This is a genomic window from Gemmatimonas aurantiaca, from assembly GCF_037190085.1.
In the GTDB taxonomy this organism is placed as follows: Bacteria; Gemmatimonadota; Gemmatimonadetes; order Gemmatimonadales; family Gemmatimonadaceae; genus Gemmatimonas; species Gemmatimonas aurantiaca_A.
This window is the reverse complement of record NZ_JBBCJO010000010.1, coordinates 103,066-117,696: the sequence shown is the minus strand read 5'-3', so window position 1 is coordinate 117,696 and position 14,631 is coordinate 103,066. Positions and strand designations below refer to the sequence as shown.

At 64.4% G+C, this 14,631-nt stretch carries 15 protein-coding genes; 2 read left to right on the top strand and 13 right to left on the bottom strand.

Annotated elements, in window-relative coordinates:
- Positions 1-220: 220 nt before the first annotated feature.
- From WG208_RS12770 to WG208_RS12760, 3 genes are all read right to left on the bottom strand, one after another.
- A complete protein-coding gene (locus tag WG208_RS12770) occupies positions 221-721 on the bottom strand; it encodes a GIY-YIG nuclease family protein (RefSeq protein ID WP_337171751.1) in 501 nt (166 codons plus the stop codon).
- Between the two features lie 137 nt (positions 722-858).
- Complete coding sequence (locus WG208_RS12765; protein WP_337171750.1) at positions 859-1,437, bottom strand: hypothetical protein; 579 nt, start codon at positions 1,435-1,437, stop codon at positions 859-861.
- 311 nt (positions 1,438-1,748) lie between these two features.
- On the bottom strand, positions 1,749-3,545 hold the full coding sequence (locus WG208_RS12760; RefSeq protein ID WP_337171749.1) for a DEAD/DEAH box helicase: 1,797 nt from the start codon (positions 3,543-3,545) through the stop codon (positions 1,749-1,751).
- A 232-nt stretch (positions 3,546-3,777) separates the two neighbouring features.
- On the opposite strand from WG208_RS12760, the gene WG208_RS12755 reads away from it, so the two are divergent.
- Positions 3,778-4,236 carry an SET domain-containing protein-lysine N-methyltransferase gene (locus WG208_RS12755; RefSeq protein ID WP_337171748.1) on the top strand — a complete coding sequence of 153 codons (459 nt, stop codon included), beginning with the start codon at positions 3,778-3,780 and terminating at the stop codon, positions 4,234-4,236.
- Positions 4,237-4,261: 25 nt separating this feature from the next.
- On the opposite strand, the gene WG208_RS12750 is transcribed toward WG208_RS12755, so the two are convergent.
- From WG208_RS12750 to WG208_RS12715, 8 genes are all read right to left on the bottom strand, one after another.
- On the bottom strand, positions 4,262-4,783 hold the full coding sequence (locus WG208_RS12750) for a GNAT family N-acetyltransferase (RefSeq protein ID WP_337171747.1): 522 nt from the start codon (positions 4,781-4,783) through the stop codon (positions 4,262-4,264).
- Positions 4,784-4,860: 77 nt separating this feature from the next.
- Positions 4,861-5,907 (bottom strand): sulfite oxidase, encoded by a 1,047-nt coding sequence (locus WG208_RS12745; RefSeq protein ID WP_337171746.1) that lies wholly within the window; start codon positions 5,905-5,907, stop codon positions 4,861-4,863.
- Positions 5,908-5,938: 31 nt separating this feature from the next.
- On the bottom strand, positions 5,939-7,126 hold the full coding sequence (locus WG208_RS12740) for a patatin-like phospholipase family protein (protein ID WP_337171745.1): 1,188 nt from the start codon (positions 7,124-7,126) through the stop codon (positions 5,939-5,941).
- 8 nt (positions 7,127-7,134) lie between these two features.
- Entirely contained in the window at positions 7,135-7,680 is a 546-nt protein-coding gene (locus WG208_RS12735; RefSeq protein ID WP_337171744.1) for a YaeQ family protein, read from the bottom strand.
- Positions 7,681-7,809: 129 nt separating this feature from the next.
- Positions 7,810-8,736: a branched-chain amino acid transaminase gene (locus tag WG208_RS12730; protein WP_337171743.1), complete on the bottom strand. Its 927-nt coding sequence runs from the start codon at positions 8,734-8,736 to the stop codon at positions 7,810-7,812.
- Between the two features lie 31 nt (positions 8,737-8,767).
- Complete coding sequence (locus WG208_RS12725; RefSeq protein ID WP_337171742.1) at positions 8,768-9,556, bottom strand: SDR family oxidoreductase; 789 nt, start codon at positions 9,554-9,556, stop codon at positions 8,768-8,770.
- Complete coding sequence (locus tag WG208_RS12720; RefSeq protein WP_337171741.1) at positions 9,556-9,939, bottom strand: cupin domain-containing protein; 384 nt, start codon at positions 9,937-9,939, stop codon at positions 9,556-9,558. The genes WG208_RS12725 and WG208_RS12720 overlap by 1 nt, the downstream gene beginning before the upstream one ends.
- 51 nt (positions 9,940-9,990) lie before the next feature.
- The gene (locus WG208_RS12715; RefSeq protein WP_337171740.1) at positions 9,991-10,626 is read right to left on the bottom strand and encodes an NAD(P)H-binding protein; all 636 of its coding nucleotides are present in this window, start codon (positions 10,624-10,626) and stop codon (positions 9,991-9,993) included.
- Between the two features lie 243 nt (positions 10,627-10,869).
- Between WG208_RS12715 and WG208_RS12710 the strand changes: the two genes are divergently transcribed.
- Complete coding sequence (locus WG208_RS12710) at positions 10,870-12,555, top strand: formate--tetrahydrofolate ligase (protein WP_337171739.1); 1,686 nt, start codon at positions 10,870-10,872, stop codon at positions 12,553-12,555.
- A gap of 23 nt (positions 12,556-12,578) precedes the next feature.
- Here the strand turns inward: WG208_RS12710 and WG208_RS12705 are convergent, their stop codons facing one another.
- Positions 12,579-13,199 carry a YigZ family protein gene (locus tag WG208_RS12705; protein WP_337171738.1) on the bottom strand — a complete coding sequence of 207 codons (621 nt, stop codon included), beginning with the start codon at positions 13,197-13,199 and terminating at the stop codon, positions 12,579-12,581.
- A complete protein-coding gene (locus WG208_RS12700) occupies positions 13,196-14,626 on the bottom strand; it encodes a DEAD/DEAH box helicase (protein WP_337171737.1) in 1,431 nt (476 codons plus the stop codon). Before WG208_RS12700 ends, WG208_RS12705 begins: the two co-directional genes overlap by 4 nt.
- Between the last annotated feature and the right edge of the window lie 5 nt (positions 14,627-14,631).

The window sequence follows — 14,631 nt, the reverse complement described above, 5'->3', positions numbered from 1 at the left end:
GATCCAATTCGGCCAAACATCCTCTACGGAGTCAGCACTCCGTTCACAGAAGAGACATTCTCTCATGTAGATGGCTTCCGTTGTCCGTATAACGCCATGCTCTGCGGCGGGGCCTCGTAACAATGCGGCAGGCGAACGCAGTGAGCCAGCCGCCATCATCTGCTCGCCCCGTCCGCAGCAGCGATCGTTAGAGCGGCGCGCTACGTGACAGGAATCGGGCTCAAGGTTTGGCCACCACAGGAAGCTTGGCGAGGATATCTTCGAAGTATTGCCTCCATGATCGATGAGGCACGGCGCTCTCCTGCTCGAACTGGGTCGCTTCTGGCAGCGCTTCAAATCGCCGATTCAACGGTGGAGTCATCGTCGCAATGAGCAGTGCCTCGAATGTCTTGACCGCGTCATTGAGGTCAATTTTACGAACCGTCGGATCATTCACACCCCCAGACGTCTTATTCGCCTTGCAGACAGAGTACCAAGAAAACATGTCCCATCTTCCAGCGAATCGGTCGGTAAGGTGTGCCTTCAACCGGTCGCCCATGGCGGACTCGGACTTCCCGACGTACACGGCGCGAAAGTCGTGATAGAGGACGTAGACGCCCTTCGCGCTCCAGAAGTCGATGGTCACGCTGCGATCATCGATCTTACCAGATCCCTTGAGCTTGCCGCTATCCCAATCAACGGCCGCCGTATTCCAGAACTCTCCGAACGTCTTGATCAGCATTCATGGTTTCTGTTGGGGGTTGTTGGCGCTCTAACGCCAGCTTCTGCTGCGGGCGAATCAAATAGAGCGCGCACACAGTGCGCGCCAACAATAGCTCGCCCGTCAGCAGCAAGCAACGTTAGCCCGCAGTAGCACCGTCACTTGTAGAGTCGAACCTCGAAGCCAGCTGCAGCCAGTGTCTCCTCGAACTTCTCTGTCAGCGCAAGAAACGCTTCGAGAAGTCGCTCAAATTTAGCATAGTGCTGAACATCGCTGCCGTCGAAATCTGACCTCACCGCAAACACAACGGGCGTTTGGTACATTATGATCCGTCCGCGATGGCCGACCTCTGCCTCCTCCTTTTTGTAGACCTGAAGCTCGCGAGAGTGAACAATCCGGTTGAGAACCCACCACAGCGACTTCTCTGCCAGTGGCCGGGCGTCCTCTCCGATGCCCAGCTCCACATGCGTTTCCTCGAAGCCAGTCAACTTGATGAAATCAGCATGTTGTCGAATACCGGGGTTGTAGTCGTTAGCGATCTCGATGGCGCGACGTGCGTTGTATGCGAAAGTGTGCAGGAGGTCTACCAACTGGTACTGCTGCCGAATTTTGAGAACGAAGATGGGCTCACGGTCGGTGACTCTGAATCGAACCAGAGCGGCCAAAGTCGCAGCCGCATCGGCGGCGGCGTCCAAGTGCCTCCAGAGGTTGAGATGCTCGTGCGAATGCCCGTTCATAACTGATTCTCTTTGCTGGCTAACGCGTATTAGGCTGCAGGGGATCACTGCAAGCACCGTCTTATATCCACGATCCCCGCCGTCTAAATCTTTGACGGACACAACTATTCAATTTCCCAAGTCATTGAGCAAGACGGACTTGGGCCCATCGGTCAGAATGCCCCCAGCCGTCTTATGCTGCTGCGAATGCAGCATAAGACTCCATCACACAGAGAGCCGCGCAAACCACACACTCAGCCCTCACCAATCCCACAACTTCACCGACAAAAAAACCGCGGCGCCCACCCCCCAGCGCCGCGGCCTCCGTTTCCCTACCTCCCCATCCGATCTCTCCGCACCTGCACCCTCAACCCCTTGATCTTCGTCCCACGCAGCGCCGCGATCACCTCATCCGCCACGGTATCCGGCACCTCCACCGTGCTGTACCCGTCGGCGATCTGAATCGCACCGATCTGTGAGGCATCGAGCCCGGCCTCATTCGCGATCGCGCCCACTAGGTCAGCCGGTCGCATCTTGAGCCGACGGCCTGCGCCGATCCACAACCGCGCGGCGCTCCACGAGGGTTCCTTTCGCGCCCGGCCGCCACGCGCTTCCTTGCCGCCTTCGGCACGCCCTGCCGGACGACGCGCACCACGATCGGCGCCGCCGCGGTCTCCGCCACGCTCGCCGCCGCGATCAGCTCGATCCCCCCGCTCCCCACGATCACTCCGCTGGGTCACGGCCGGGATCTCCGGCTCATCGCCGTCACTGCGCGCGGCCACGAGCTTCACGGCCGCGGCGGCGACATCCATCACATCGAGCTCGCCGGCCAGCGACTCCACCAGGCCACGCCACGATTCGAGGTCGCCTTCCAGCACGGCTTCCCGCAATGTGGCGCGCACGAGCTCCCGGCGATGCGCCCGCAGATCGGCCACGGTGGGCACCTGCGCGATCTCGATCTTCTGATTGGTCTGCCGCTCGATGTTGCGCAGCAACCGATGCTCACGCGGCTCGGCGAAGGTGATGGCCACGCCTTCACGCCCTGCACGCCCGGTGCGCCCGATGCGGTGCACATACGTTTCCGCGTCCACGGGCACGTCGAAGTTCACCACATGGCTCACATGCTTCACGTCCAGCCCACGCGCGGCCACGTCGGTGGCGATGAGCAGGTCCACTTTCCGCGCACGGAACTTCTGCATCACGCGGTCACGCTGGTCCTGACTCAGTCCGCCGTGCAACGCTTCCGCCCGCAGTCCGCGCGCGGTGAGCGTTTCACTCAACTCGTCCACTTCGGTGCGCGTACGACAGAACACGATGGCGCTGGTGGGCTGCTCGATGTCGAGCACACGCGCCAACGCAGGCATCTTGTGCGCGCGGTTCACCACATACGCCACCTGACGCACCCGCGCGGCTTCACCTTCGGGCACCACTTCCCGCTCCACCTTCACGTGCACGGGCGTACGCAGATGCTTCTGCGCAATACCGCCGATGCGCGGGGGCAGTGTGGCCGAGAACAGGGCGGTCTGCTTCGTGGCCGGTGTGGCGTCGAGGATGGTTTCCAGCTCCTCGGCGAAGCCCATGTCCAGCATCTCGTCCGCTTCGTCCAGCACCACACTGCGCAGGCCGCCCAACGCCAGTGTGCCGCGCTTGATATGATCCACGGCGCGACCAGGCGTGGCGATGACCACGTCCACCCCGCGACGCAGTGCCCGCACCTGCAGCTCCATGCTGGCGCCGCCATACACGGCGAGCGCCATCAGTCCGAGCGGCTTGCCATACCGATGCACGGCTTCGGCCACCTGCATGGCCAGTTCGCGCGTGGGCACGAGGATCAGCACCTCAGGACCCTGCCCCGACGCGCGGCGACCGCCACGTTCCGTGGCGATGCGTGTCAGCAGCGGCAGCGAAAACGCGGCCGTCTTGCCCGTACCGGTGGCCGCGAGGGCCAGGACATCGTGTCCTTCCAGCAGCGGCGGAATGGCCGCCCGCTGCACAGGGGTGGGCTCTTCGTATCCGAGAGCAACCAACGCACCGGCAATGGCCGGGTGCACTCCGAGCGCGGCAAATCCGCTGCTCCCCACACTGTTCCCAACGCCTTCGGCAAGGTTCTCGCCAGCGTCAGCCGCCATACTCCGGGTCCCGCTACTCCTGTCGTCGCTCATCAGCCCGTCATGCCCAGGGGGCGCGCCCACGACTTCCGCCCCATGGCTCGGCCGCCGCACCCATTTTTGCCCAAGCAGAGAAATATAGACGGTTCGCGGGACAGAATCCTTCGGTGGCCAACCATTCGCCGCCGCCGTGTCGATAATTTGTGGTGTGCCGACGCCCCGTCCCAGCTCCCCGTCTTCCGCCGTTACTCCAATGGCCCCGGCTGCTTCACTGCCTTTCGAGGTGCGCCGCTCCGGCATCCAGGGCATGGGCGGCTTCGCCACGCGCCCCATTCCGGCCGGCACACGCATCATCGAATACGCGGGCGAGCGGCTCACGCCCGCGGAAGCCGAGGCGCGTTATCCGGATGCCACAGGTGAACGCCATCACACGTTCCTCTTTGCCATCGACGACGAGGTGGTCGTGGACGCGGCGGTGAACGGCAACGAGGCGCGGTTCCTCAATCACTCCTGCGCACCCAACTGCGATGCGGTCATCGACGACGGCCGCATCTGGATCGAAGCCATCCACGACATCGAAGTGGGCGAGGAACTGGTGTACGACTACGCCTACGTGCTCGAGGAACGGCACACCCCGGCCGCGAAGAAGCGTTTCCCCTGCCACTGCGGCGCCATCACCTGTCGCGGCACCATTCTCGCCAAGAAGCGATAGCCATAGCGACAGCGCCGCCGGCCAATCAGACCGCCCGCACCATCACATAGTCCCGCTGCACATCGCGCCCCAGCCGGAATCGATGGGTGCCGGCTTTGGTGAAGCCGTGTTTCTCGTAGAAGCGGATGGCGCGCGGATTGTGCTCCCACACACCAAGCCAGACCACATCGGCGTCGACCGCCGCCGCATGCGCGAGCGCTTCCGCCATGAGCCGCTGCGCCACGCCGTGCCCATGCCACGCATGATCCACGTAAAGCCGCTGGATCTCCACGGGACGCTCGGCCACGACGGCTTCTTCCCGCGCTCCCTCACGCAGCAGCACATAACCCGCCAGCACGCCGTCACATTCGGCGAGCAGACAGCGTCGCGCCGGATCCTCGATCTCGGCACGCTGCTGCGCCGGCGTGAAGGCGTCGGCCATATACACCGCAAGATCGTCGGGATCGTTGGTCGGGCCGAACGTGTCGAAAAAAACCCGTCGGGCGAGCGCCGACCATGTTTCGGCATCGGCGACAGTGGCGGGGCGAATGACAATCGAGGTGTTCATGAACGATTCCCTGACGACTCCCTGAGCGTTTGACAGCGACGGAGGCGGCCTCACCAGCGCACCTCTGCACAATCCATTCACATGGTCACGTGAATGCGACATTCGCGAATGGCGTTGTTCCCGTAGCCGAGTCGGTTCCAGATGATCTCTTCGGGCTGCGTCGCGCCCGTCGCGTCGGTGGCCCGACTGCGCAGGATGACCGGCCCTGCCGCGGCTGTGGAGAGCGGCAGCACGAGTGGCAGGGTGAACGGTGTCCAGGCATAACGCGAGGCGGCCGTTCCGAGATCGGCATCGCGCCAGGTCTCGCCGTTGCCGAGGTTCACACCGATCTCGACACGCGTGATGGCGTCGGCGCCCGACCATGCCCAGCCACGCACCAGAATCTCGCGGGGACAGTGCGTACCCTCGATGGGTGACGTGATGACCGACTTCACGCGTGCGGTGGTCACGGCCTGGACATCTGCGCCGGTATCGTAGACATACCGTTTCCGCTGGAAGTAGCCCGTGAACGGCGTGGTGAGCACTTCGAGCGAAGCGAGCCACTTCACGCTGGCCATGCCGTACCATCCCGGCACGATGAGACGGGCGGGAGCACCATGCAATGGCGTGAGCGGTGCACCGGCCATGTGCGTGGCGATGAGTGTGTCCGGATGCATGGCCACATCGATGGGCAACGACCGGGCGAAGCGCACATCACCTTCCGCATCATCCCGCGGTCCATGATCGGCGGCCACCGCAAGCAACTCCACGGCCTCGTCATGAATGCCGACCCGTTCGAGCACCATGCACAGCGGAACGCCCGACCACACGGTGGTGCTCACCGCGCCAAATCCCCAGGGCTCTCCCGGTGGCACCGGGGTCATGCCGAGTCGGCTGTTACCCGCGCACTCGAGCGTCATCACCACGGCGTGCTGCGGCATCGCGCCGAGCGCCGAAACCGGAAACGTCAGCGGTGTGTCCACCGCCCCGCCCACGACGATGCGATGATCGGGGCCAAGTACGGGCGTGTCGAAGTTGCTGCGCACATACACGCTGTCGGCAGGCGTCAGCGGCCGGACGAGCTGTTCGGACGGTGTTTCGGCGCACAGCGGATGCGCGCGCACCACGAGCAGAGATGCTGTCATCGAATCGCTCATCGCATCCGCTCGGAAACCTTCACCGCGCCACGCGCTCCGGACGCCGGAAGGCACTGGGAACGCTGTCCCAGGGAGCGACGCCGGTGGCCTTGGCGAACCCGATGGAGTCGAGACGTTGCATGAAACGCTTGTCGAAAAGTTTCTCGGCTCCCGGCGTCACCGACTCTTCCGCGGGCAGCGTGGCCAGTCTGAGTTCGAGACGCACTCCGCGAACATCGGCCGATACGGCCCGCGAGAGATCGGCCAGCCCAACGAGTGTGGCCGGCTGATGAAGAAAGAGCAGCAACGTGGTGGAGCGACTCGTGATCTGTTTGCGGCTGGCCGGATCGATGACGCGCGGACCGGCATGCGACCAGAGATTCATCACGACCCAGAGTCGCACGGTCACGTCGCCCAGTCCGCGTGCCGCGAGTGCCCGCCCGAGCTGCTGATAGTCCGCAAAGGTGAGCGTGGTGAGTACGTTCTCCACCACCCCACCGTCGGCGTGCACATGTCCGTCGATGATCAGCGGCGGAAAGATGCCGGGAATGGCCGTGGCGGCGCGCAGCAGCGACTGCGCCCGGTACAGTCCCGCGCTGTCGCTGCCGATCTCGTCACCCAGTGACCAGAGACGCCCGATACCCAGGTCAAAATCGGCCGTGCCGAAGACGATCTGGCGGTCTTCGGCGAAGGCGCTACGCAATTCGTCGCGGAATTGCCCATCGATGGCGTTGGCGATGGTGCGTTCGAAGCGTTTCGTATTCACGAGGCCACCCGTGCGCCGCAACCAGAACCACCAGTCGATGGTGGGTGCGATGGACGTGGCAGCACGCGCGTACAGCGCGGAGATGGTGTCCAGCGAGGCCTTGCTCCCGAGCAGGGCATACGGTGCCTGCAAAGCGCCTGTGCTGATCCCGGTGACGAGATCGAAGCGTGGCATGGGAGTATCGGTGCGTGTGCTCCATCCACGAAGAAACCCGACACCGAAGGCGCCGTTCTGTCCACCGCCGGAGAGCATCAGAATATCGAGTGTGCGATCGCCGCGGCGTTCGACCCGACGCACGAGACGGGCGATGATCGAATCACGTACGGTGCGATCACGTACGCCGAGCTCCGCGGCATCCTGCTGCAGCGACGCGAGCGTGGCCGGAGGACGATGCACGGCGGCACAGCCATTCGACATTGCGGTTGCCATCACGGCCATGACGACAAGAATCGTCGATCGCATGCGGCTTCTCATGTGGGCACCAGCGAAATGGGCGTCATCTGCCCTGTCAGGGTAGCCCCCCCGATATCGAGAAACAGCGTGCCGTCGGTGACCGACAGACTGAAGGTCATGCGGCGATCGAGCCGTTCCACCAGTGCATCGATGAGGTCACGATCGAACTGGTACGCGGCGATGTGCTCCACCCGATGGATGCGTTCACCGCCGATCTGCCGCAGCCACACCATGGGATCGCGATGCGTGTACACGGCCACACGCGGGGCGGCCTTGCTGGCCTTGTGCAGACGCGCAGCGTCGGGAAGGCCGATCTCGATCCACGTGGTGATGGTTCCCGTCAGATCACGCACACTGATGGTGGGATCGTCCGGATCGGAGACACCACGGGAGAATCCAATGCCCTCGGCGTATTCGAGACAATAGGCCAGCAGTCGCGCCACGAAGTACTCGGGTGACTCCGAGGGGTGCATGGCCATGCGAAAGTCGAGTGACTCGTACACGCCGCGATCGACGTGCGCGAGTTCGACTTTCAACGAGTACATGGTGGATGTCAGCGCCATATTTGGATTTGGGTTTTGTATCAAAAGGGAGCAGGGAGGAACTGGTCAGGAGGGAGCTCACAGGAACTGCCCTCTCCTTCCTGACCAGCTCCCTTCTGCTCCCTCTTGATATCAGATCCAAGTCCTAATTCAGCCGCAGTGCGTCAACCACCCATGGCGATCTTCGATGGTTCCCTTGGCAATGCCAAGGTACTGCTGCTGCAACTGCTTGGTGATGGGGCCCACCTTGCCGGCGCCGATCTGGATGCGATCGATGCTGCGCACCGGCGTGAGCTCGGCGGCGGTGCCGGTGAAGAACACTTCGTCGGCCATGTACAGCATCTCGCGCGGGATGTGGAATTCCTTGACCGGAATGCCGAGGTCCTGCGCGATCTGGATGATCGTCGCACGCGTGATGCCACCCAGAATGGAGCCGTCGAGCGGACCGGTGAGCAGCGTGCCCTTGGACACGACGAACACGTTCTGCCCCGAGCCTTCACCCACCATGCCGCTGGGCGAGAGGGCGATGCCTTCGGCGTACCCGTTGGCCAGCGCTTCCATCTTGATGAGCTGACCGCTCAGATAGTTGCCGGCGATCTTGGCCATCGCGGGGATGGTGTTGGGCTCCACGCGATGCCAGCTCGACACACACGCGTCCACACCGGCTTCGAGCGCTTCGTCGCCGAGGTAGGCGCCCCACGGCCAGCACGGGATGTACACCTCGATGGGCGAACCGATGGGCACCATGCCGGCCGTGCCGTATCCCCGCACGACCATGGGGCGGATGTAGCACGACTCGATGCCATTGCGCACCACCAGTTCGCGCGACGCCGCGACCAGATCATCGATCGAGTACGGCACATCCATGCGATAGATCTTGCACGAATTCAGCAGGCGCTCGAGGTGTTCGCGCAGACGGAAGATCGCCGGTCCTTTGGGCGTGTCGTAACAACGGATGCCCTCGAACGCGGACGACCCGAACTGCACGGAATGACTGAGCACGTGGATCGTGGCGTCGGCCCAGGGTACGAACTGGCCGTCGCGCCAGATCCACTGCGTCTCGGTGATGCGGCTCATGTGCGTGGCTGCAGGAGAAAACGTCGGACGATCAGAGCAGCGACTTCACGGCCCCGCCATCCACGAGGATGGCCTGACCCGTCACGAACCCTGCTCGCGCGGAACAGAGGAAAGCTATCACGGCCCCCAACTCATCGGGGCGTCCCAGGCGCCCCACGGGCGTTTCCGCTTCCCAGCCGGCAAACACCGACTCCCGGCTTGCCCCCGTGCGTGACGACGTGGCGTTGGCCAGGGCATCGAGACGCTCGGTGGCCGTGAAGCCCGGCAGCACGGTGTTCACGGTGACACCGTCCTTCGCCACTTCATCGGCCAGCGTACGCAGATACCCGGTCACGGCCGCCCGCATGCTGTTGCTGAGCACGAGGGATGTCTGCGGCCGTTTCACGGCCAGTGACGTGATGGCCACGACCCGTCCCCACCCACGTTCACGCATCCCCGGGACAAACGCCCGCGTGAGTTCGACGACACTGCGCAGCAGCAGTTCACCGGCCTTCTGCCAGGCGCTCCAGTCATGCGCCATGGCCGCGCCGGTTTGCGGGCCGCCGGTGTTGCACACGAGGATGTCCACATGTCCGAATCGCGCCTTGGTGTGATCGACCACCTTCGCGATGCCGGCTTCGGTGGACAGATCGGCTTCGATGGCCAGCACGCTCGCGCCCAGGGCTTCGAGTTTGACAGTCGCCGCCGCCAGGGCGTCGGCATCACGGGCGCAGATCACCACCGCGCAGCCTTCCCGCGCGAATTCCTCCGCCGCGGCGTAGGCGATGCCGCGGCTGCCGCCACAGACCAGCGCGACTTTGCCCCTGATATCGAGATCCACTACTTGCCTCCACGCAGATAGCTGTCGTCCTTGTCGATCCAGTCCTGACGCGGTGGATTGAAGATGTCCACGTCGATGGTGTCTTCGAGCGCTTCGGCACGATGGCGCACCATGCCGGGAATCACCAGCACTTCTCCGGCGCGCACGTCGACATACGTGTCGCCCGGATTGTCGGCATGTTCGCCGATCCAGAAGCGCAGTCCACCCGAGATGATGTAGGTGAACTGTTCGTTGTGATGCTCGTGCGCGGGTACGAGGGCGCCTTTCCTGAGATACACGTGCGCCAGCATCTGCGACGGAGTGTAGATGAGGCGGCGGCCGATGGCGGGCGACATTTCTTCGATCTCGATGTCTTCCCAGGCGATCTTGCGAACGTCGGTCATGCGAACGTCGGTCGTGAGATGGTGTCGTGAGACGGTGACGATGACTCGTGGCTACTCTGCCACGTATACGGCCTGCTGCGGAAACTGCTGGTTCCGAAGCTCCTGCACGATCCACTCGGCGAGTGAAACGCGGGAGATGCTGCTCAGGAGACCGATGGACCGTGTCGGGCCGGCCTGCACGGGCACGGGCGTGCTGCCATCGGTGAGACGGGGCGGCTTGATCACCGTCCACCCATCGAGCCGGCTCGCGCGCACGAGGCGCTCCTGCTCGTCGCGATCTTCCATCAGTCCCTCGGCCGCCATGCGGCGCACCCCGAGGGCGAGCAATCGCATGCCGATGGACACATTGGACGGCATCCCGCCGATCATCGCGCCCGTGACCACGAGCAGACGCGATTGCCCGAGCGTCTTCATCGTTTCGATGATGACCTTCGTGGACTCGGCGCAGAATGGCACCCGCGCATCGGGTTTGGGACCCAGCATCACCACGGCGGCTTCGGCGCCGCGGAGCACTTCGCGCACGGCGGTCGGGTCGGAGAGGGAGCCCACCACCACGGTGCTTTCCTGAGGCACTTCCTCGGAGGGTTTGGCGCGATAGTGCAGGCGCAACGTGAGTTCGGCGGCGGTGGCCTGCCGGATGAATGCCTGCCCCAACCGGCCGGACGACCCGAAGACCGCGATGCTCATGACCCGGACCTCCCCGGCATCCCCTGGTCATCATCGCCGAACGCCGGCGCCCTCACCGTGCGCTGCTGTATGTCCTGTTGTGCATCGCACGTCCTGCAGGCAAGATCACGGGGAATCAGCGGCATGCTCCAACATGCACCGGGAATCCGGGAATGGGGAGCATCCGTGCCGGACCGAAACATCCGCGCGTTCCCGCTCCTTCCTTCGGCTTCCTTCACGTCGCACCCTCTGCGCGCTCTTCTCATGACGGCTATTCCGCCCCGCGTTCCCTCCGATATCGAAATCGCCCAGCAGGCCACCATGCGCCCCATCACCGATGTGGCCCAGGAGCTCGGACTCGGCGCCGACGATATCGATCTTTATGGTCGCTACAAAGCCAAGTTGCCGATGGCCGTGACGGCTGCTCCGCCCCGCGGTCGACTGGTGCTGGTCACGGCCATCAGCCCCACACCGGCCGGTGAAGGCAAGAGCACCGTGAGCGTCGGACTCTCGCAGGCATTCCGCCGACTGGGACACAACGCCGTGCTCTGCATGCGCGAGCCGAGTCTGGGGCCGGTGTTCGGCGTGAAGGGTGGCGCAGCCGGTGGCGGATATTCGCAGGTGCTGCCGATGGACGACATCAACCTGCACTTCACCGGCGACTTCCACGCCATCTCCAGCACCCACGCGCTGCTCGCGGCCATGCTGGACAACCATCTCTACCACGGCAACGAACTGGGCATCGATCCCAAACGCATCACGTGGCCGCGCACCATCGACATGAACGATCGTGCGCTGCGTCAGGCGATCATCGGCGTGGGCGCGGGCAACGGCATGATGCGTGAAGAACGCTGGGTGATCATTCCCGCGAGCGAGATCATGGCGATCGTCGCGCTCGCCTCCGATGCGGAGGATCTGGAACGGCGACTGGGCAACATCGTCGTGGGCACCACCGCCGGAAAGGACAAACGTCCCATTCATGCGCGCGATCTTCACGCCACGGGCGCGATGACGCTGCTGCTCAAGGACGCCCTGCGTCCCAATCTCGTGCAGACACTGGAAGGGGGGCCGGCCATCCTGCACTGCGGCCCGTTCGGCAACATCGCGCACGGCTGCAATTCACTCGTGGCCACGCGGGCCGGACTCGCGCTCGCCGACATCGTGGTGACGGAAGCGGGCTTCGGCAGCGATCTTGGCGCCGAGAAGTTCTTCGACATCAAGTGCCGCTTTGGTGGACTCAACCCCGAGGCCGCGGTGCTGGTGACGACGGTGCGTTCGCTCAAGATGCAGGGCGGTGTGCCGAAGAACGCGCTGGACACCGAGAATCTCGAGGCACTCGAGCGCGGCCTGCCGCACGTCGCGCATCATGTGAACAATGTGCAGCAGTTCGGCGTGCCGGTGGTGGTGGCGCTCAACCGTCGACTGACCGACACCGATGCCGAATTGCAGATGGTAGCCGACTATGCGGCGAGTCTGGGTGTGCGCGTCGCACTGGCCAACGTGTGGGCCGAAGGAGGAGCCGGCGGCGAGGCGCTGGCCCGTGAGGTGCTGGCCCAACTCGCCGAGGGCACGGCGGCATTCCGTCCGCTCTACGACACCGCCCGCCCCATTCGCGAGAAGATCAACACCGTGGCCCAGCGGGTGTACGGCGCCGATGGTGTCGACTTCTCGCCGGCGGCGGAGAAGTCCATCGACTGGCTCGAAGCCAACGGCATGGCGGATACACCGGTGTGCATGGCCAAGACGCAGTATTCGCTGACGGACGATCCGTCACGTCTCGGTGTGCCGACGGGATTCCGCATCACCGTGAACGAGGTGTACGGGTCGGCCGGCGCGGGGTTCGTGGTGGCCAAGTGCGGCGACATCATGACGATGCCCGGACTGGCGAAGAAGCCGGCGGCCGAAAGCATGCGCCTCCGCGCCGACGGTACGATCGAAGGGTTGTCCTGAGTCGGGGCGATCGACCGCGAAATTCAATCGGATTCGCGCTCGAAGACGGCAGCACCGCGCAGGAGGTTCTGCACGGCGGCTTCGAGCGCGGGGAATCGGTCACGGGGCAGCCGGACACGAAACGCCGCATCGGCTTCGAAACGCTGCTCCAGCATCTCGGCATCGACCGTGGGCAGCAGTTGCTGCACGGCACCGATCTGGTGGTATCCCACGTGAAAGCCCACCGTGACGGTATCGACCCGCTCCACGGTGGGCAGTGATGCCAGGGCTTCCTGCACGGCGCCACTGTACGCCTTCACGAGGCCACCGGTGCCGAGCTTGATGCCGCCGAAGTACCGCGTCACGACGGCGGCGATTTCGCCGATGCCGCAGTGTGCGAGCACCGTGAGCATGGGTCGACCGGCCGTGCCATGCGGCTCGCCATCATCGCTCATGCCGATGCGATCGGTGCTGCCGGGCGTGCCCACGACATAGGCCCAGCAGTTGTGCGTGGCATCGGGAAACTCGGCGTTCATCTCGCGAATGAACGCCTGCGCCTCCTCAACGGTGCGCACCCGTTCGATGGTGCACAGAAATCGACTGCGATCGATGACCTGTTCGATCCGGTGCCGATCGGCCGGCACCGGATAACGCAGGTCGCTCACTTGTATGGCGAATCGTTGCGGGACGAGGGACCGCGCCGGCTGCCCTGGCCCGAGCCCTGTCCCGGCTTCGCACCGGGGCCTGACCCCTGCCCCGGACGCCGACGCCGATTGGAAGACGACGCTCCACTACCCGCCGAAGTCCGGGTTTCCCTGGCCGCCTTGCGGGAGGCTTCCGCCTCCTGCGCCGCCACGCGGCGGGCGGCCTTCTCGGCCGACCGAGCCCGGTCTTCCGCCTTCTTCTTGCGGATCTCGGCGATGCGTTCGGCGAGCGGCACTTCGAGTTTCTGCTGCGCCTTTGCGGTGTAGTCGAAATCGGGAACGGTCACCCGCGGCAACGAACGCTTGATGGCGCGTTCGATGAGCTTGAGCTCCCCTTCCTCTTCCGGACTCACGAAGGTGAACGCTTCACCCGTGGCCTCGGCGCGCGCCGTGCGGCCCACGCGGTGGATGTAGTCCTCGGCCGCGACCGGCACGTCGAAGTTCACCACATGCCCCAGGGCTTCCACGTCGATGCCACGGGCCGCGATATCGGTGGCCACGAGCACCTGATACGTGCCGTCCTTGAAACCGGCGAGCGCCTGGGTGCGCTGCGACTGCGACCGATTGCCGTGAATGCGCTCGGCCTTGATGCCCGCGGTCACGAGCTGACTGGCGAGACGGTTGGCGCGATGTTTGGTGCGCGTGAACACCAGCGCCTGGGGCATATCCCCACGCTTGAGCAGCGCCACCAGCAGGGCGCTCTTGAGATCCTGCGACACCGGATACACCGCCTGCGTGATGCCCTTGGCCGGCGCGGCCTGCCGCTGCAGGTTCAGCGTGACCGGCTTGTTCAGCATCTCCTGCGACAGCGCCGCAATCGGCGGCGGCATGGTCGCGCTGAAGAACAGCGTCTGCCGCTTCTTCGACGGCAGATGCCGCAGGATCTTCTTGATCTCGGGCAGGAAGCCCATGTCGAGCATGCGATCGGCTTCGTCGAGCACGAGATACTCGAGATGATCGAGCTTCGCATACGGCGCGCGGAAGTGATCGAGCAGACGGCCCGGCGTGGCGATGATCACGTCCACGCCGCTGCGGAAGGCGTGTTCCTGCGGGCCCATGCCCACCCCACCGAAGATGGCGGCACCGGTGAGCGGCGTATGGGTGGTGACATCGTTGAGACTCTCGAGAATCTGCGCCGCCAGCTCGCGCGTGGGCGTCAGCACGAGCGCGCGCGTATGCCCGCGCGGCTTGCTCATGAGCTGATGCAGGATGGGCAGGAGGAAGGCGTAGGTCTTGCCGCTGCCGGTCATGGCGCAGGCGAGCACATCCTTGCCCTCGAGTGCCGGCGGGATCGCTTCGCCCTGAATGGGCGTGGGGCGCGCGAAGCCGAGGTCCTTGAGACCGTGCTGGAGACTCGGGTGAAGCTGTAACGAACTGAAAGAAGTCATACCGG

What these genes read in the sequence shown, in the direction of transcription:
- WG208_RS12770 (WP_337171751.1), bottom strand. Translation starts at nt 721, where the DNA reads ATGCTGATCAAGACGTTCGGAGAGTTCTGGAATACGGCGGCCGTTGAT.
- WG208_RS12765 (WP_337171750.1), bottom strand. Translation starts at nt 1,437, where the DNA reads ATGAACGGGCATTCGCACGAGCATCTCAACCTCTGGAGGCACTTGGAC.
- WG208_RS12760 (WP_337171749.1), bottom strand. Translation starts at nt 3,545, where the DNA reads ATGGCGGCTGACGCTGGCGAGAACCTTGCCGAAGGCGTTGGGAACAGT.
- WG208_RS12755 (WP_337171748.1), top strand. Translation starts at nt 3,778, where the DNA reads ATGGCCCCGGCTGCTTCACTGCCTTTCGAGGTGCGCCGCTCCGGCATC.
- WG208_RS12750 (WP_337171747.1), bottom strand. Translation starts at nt 4,783, where the DNA reads ATGAACACCTCGATTGTCATTCGCCCCGCCACTGTCGCCGATGCCGAA.
- WG208_RS12745 (WP_337171746.1), bottom strand. Translation starts at nt 5,907, where the DNA reads ATGACAGCATCTCTGCTCGTGGTGCGCGCGCATCCGCTGTGCGCCGAA.
- WG208_RS12740 (WP_337171745.1), bottom strand. Translation starts at nt 7,126, where the DNA reads ATGCGATCGACGATTCTTGTCGTCATGGCCGTGATGGCAACCGCAATG.
- WG208_RS12735 (WP_337171744.1), bottom strand. Translation starts at nt 7,680, where the DNA reads ATGGCGCTGACATCCACCATGTACTCGTTGAAAGTCGAACTCGCGCAC.
- WG208_RS12730 (WP_337171743.1), bottom strand. Translation starts at nt 8,736, where the DNA reads ATGAGCCGCATCACCGAGACGCAGTGGATCTGGCGCGACGGCCAGTTC.
- WG208_RS12720 (WP_337171741.1), bottom strand. Translation starts at nt 9,939, where the DNA reads ATGACCGACGTTCGCAAGATCGCCTGGGAAGACATCGAGATCGAAGAA.
- WG208_RS12715 (WP_337171740.1), bottom strand. Translation starts at nt 10,626, where the DNA reads ATGAGCATCGCGGTCTTCGGGTCGTCCGGCCGGTTGGGGCAGGCATTC.
- WG208_RS12710 (WP_337171739.1), top strand. Translation starts at nt 10,870, where the DNA reads ATGACGGCTATTCCGCCCCGCGTTCCCTCCGATATCGAAATCGCCCAG.
- WG208_RS12700 (WP_337171737.1), bottom strand. Translation starts at nt 14,626, where the DNA reads ATGACTTCTTTCAGTTCGTTACAGCTTCACCCGAGTCTCCAGCACGGT.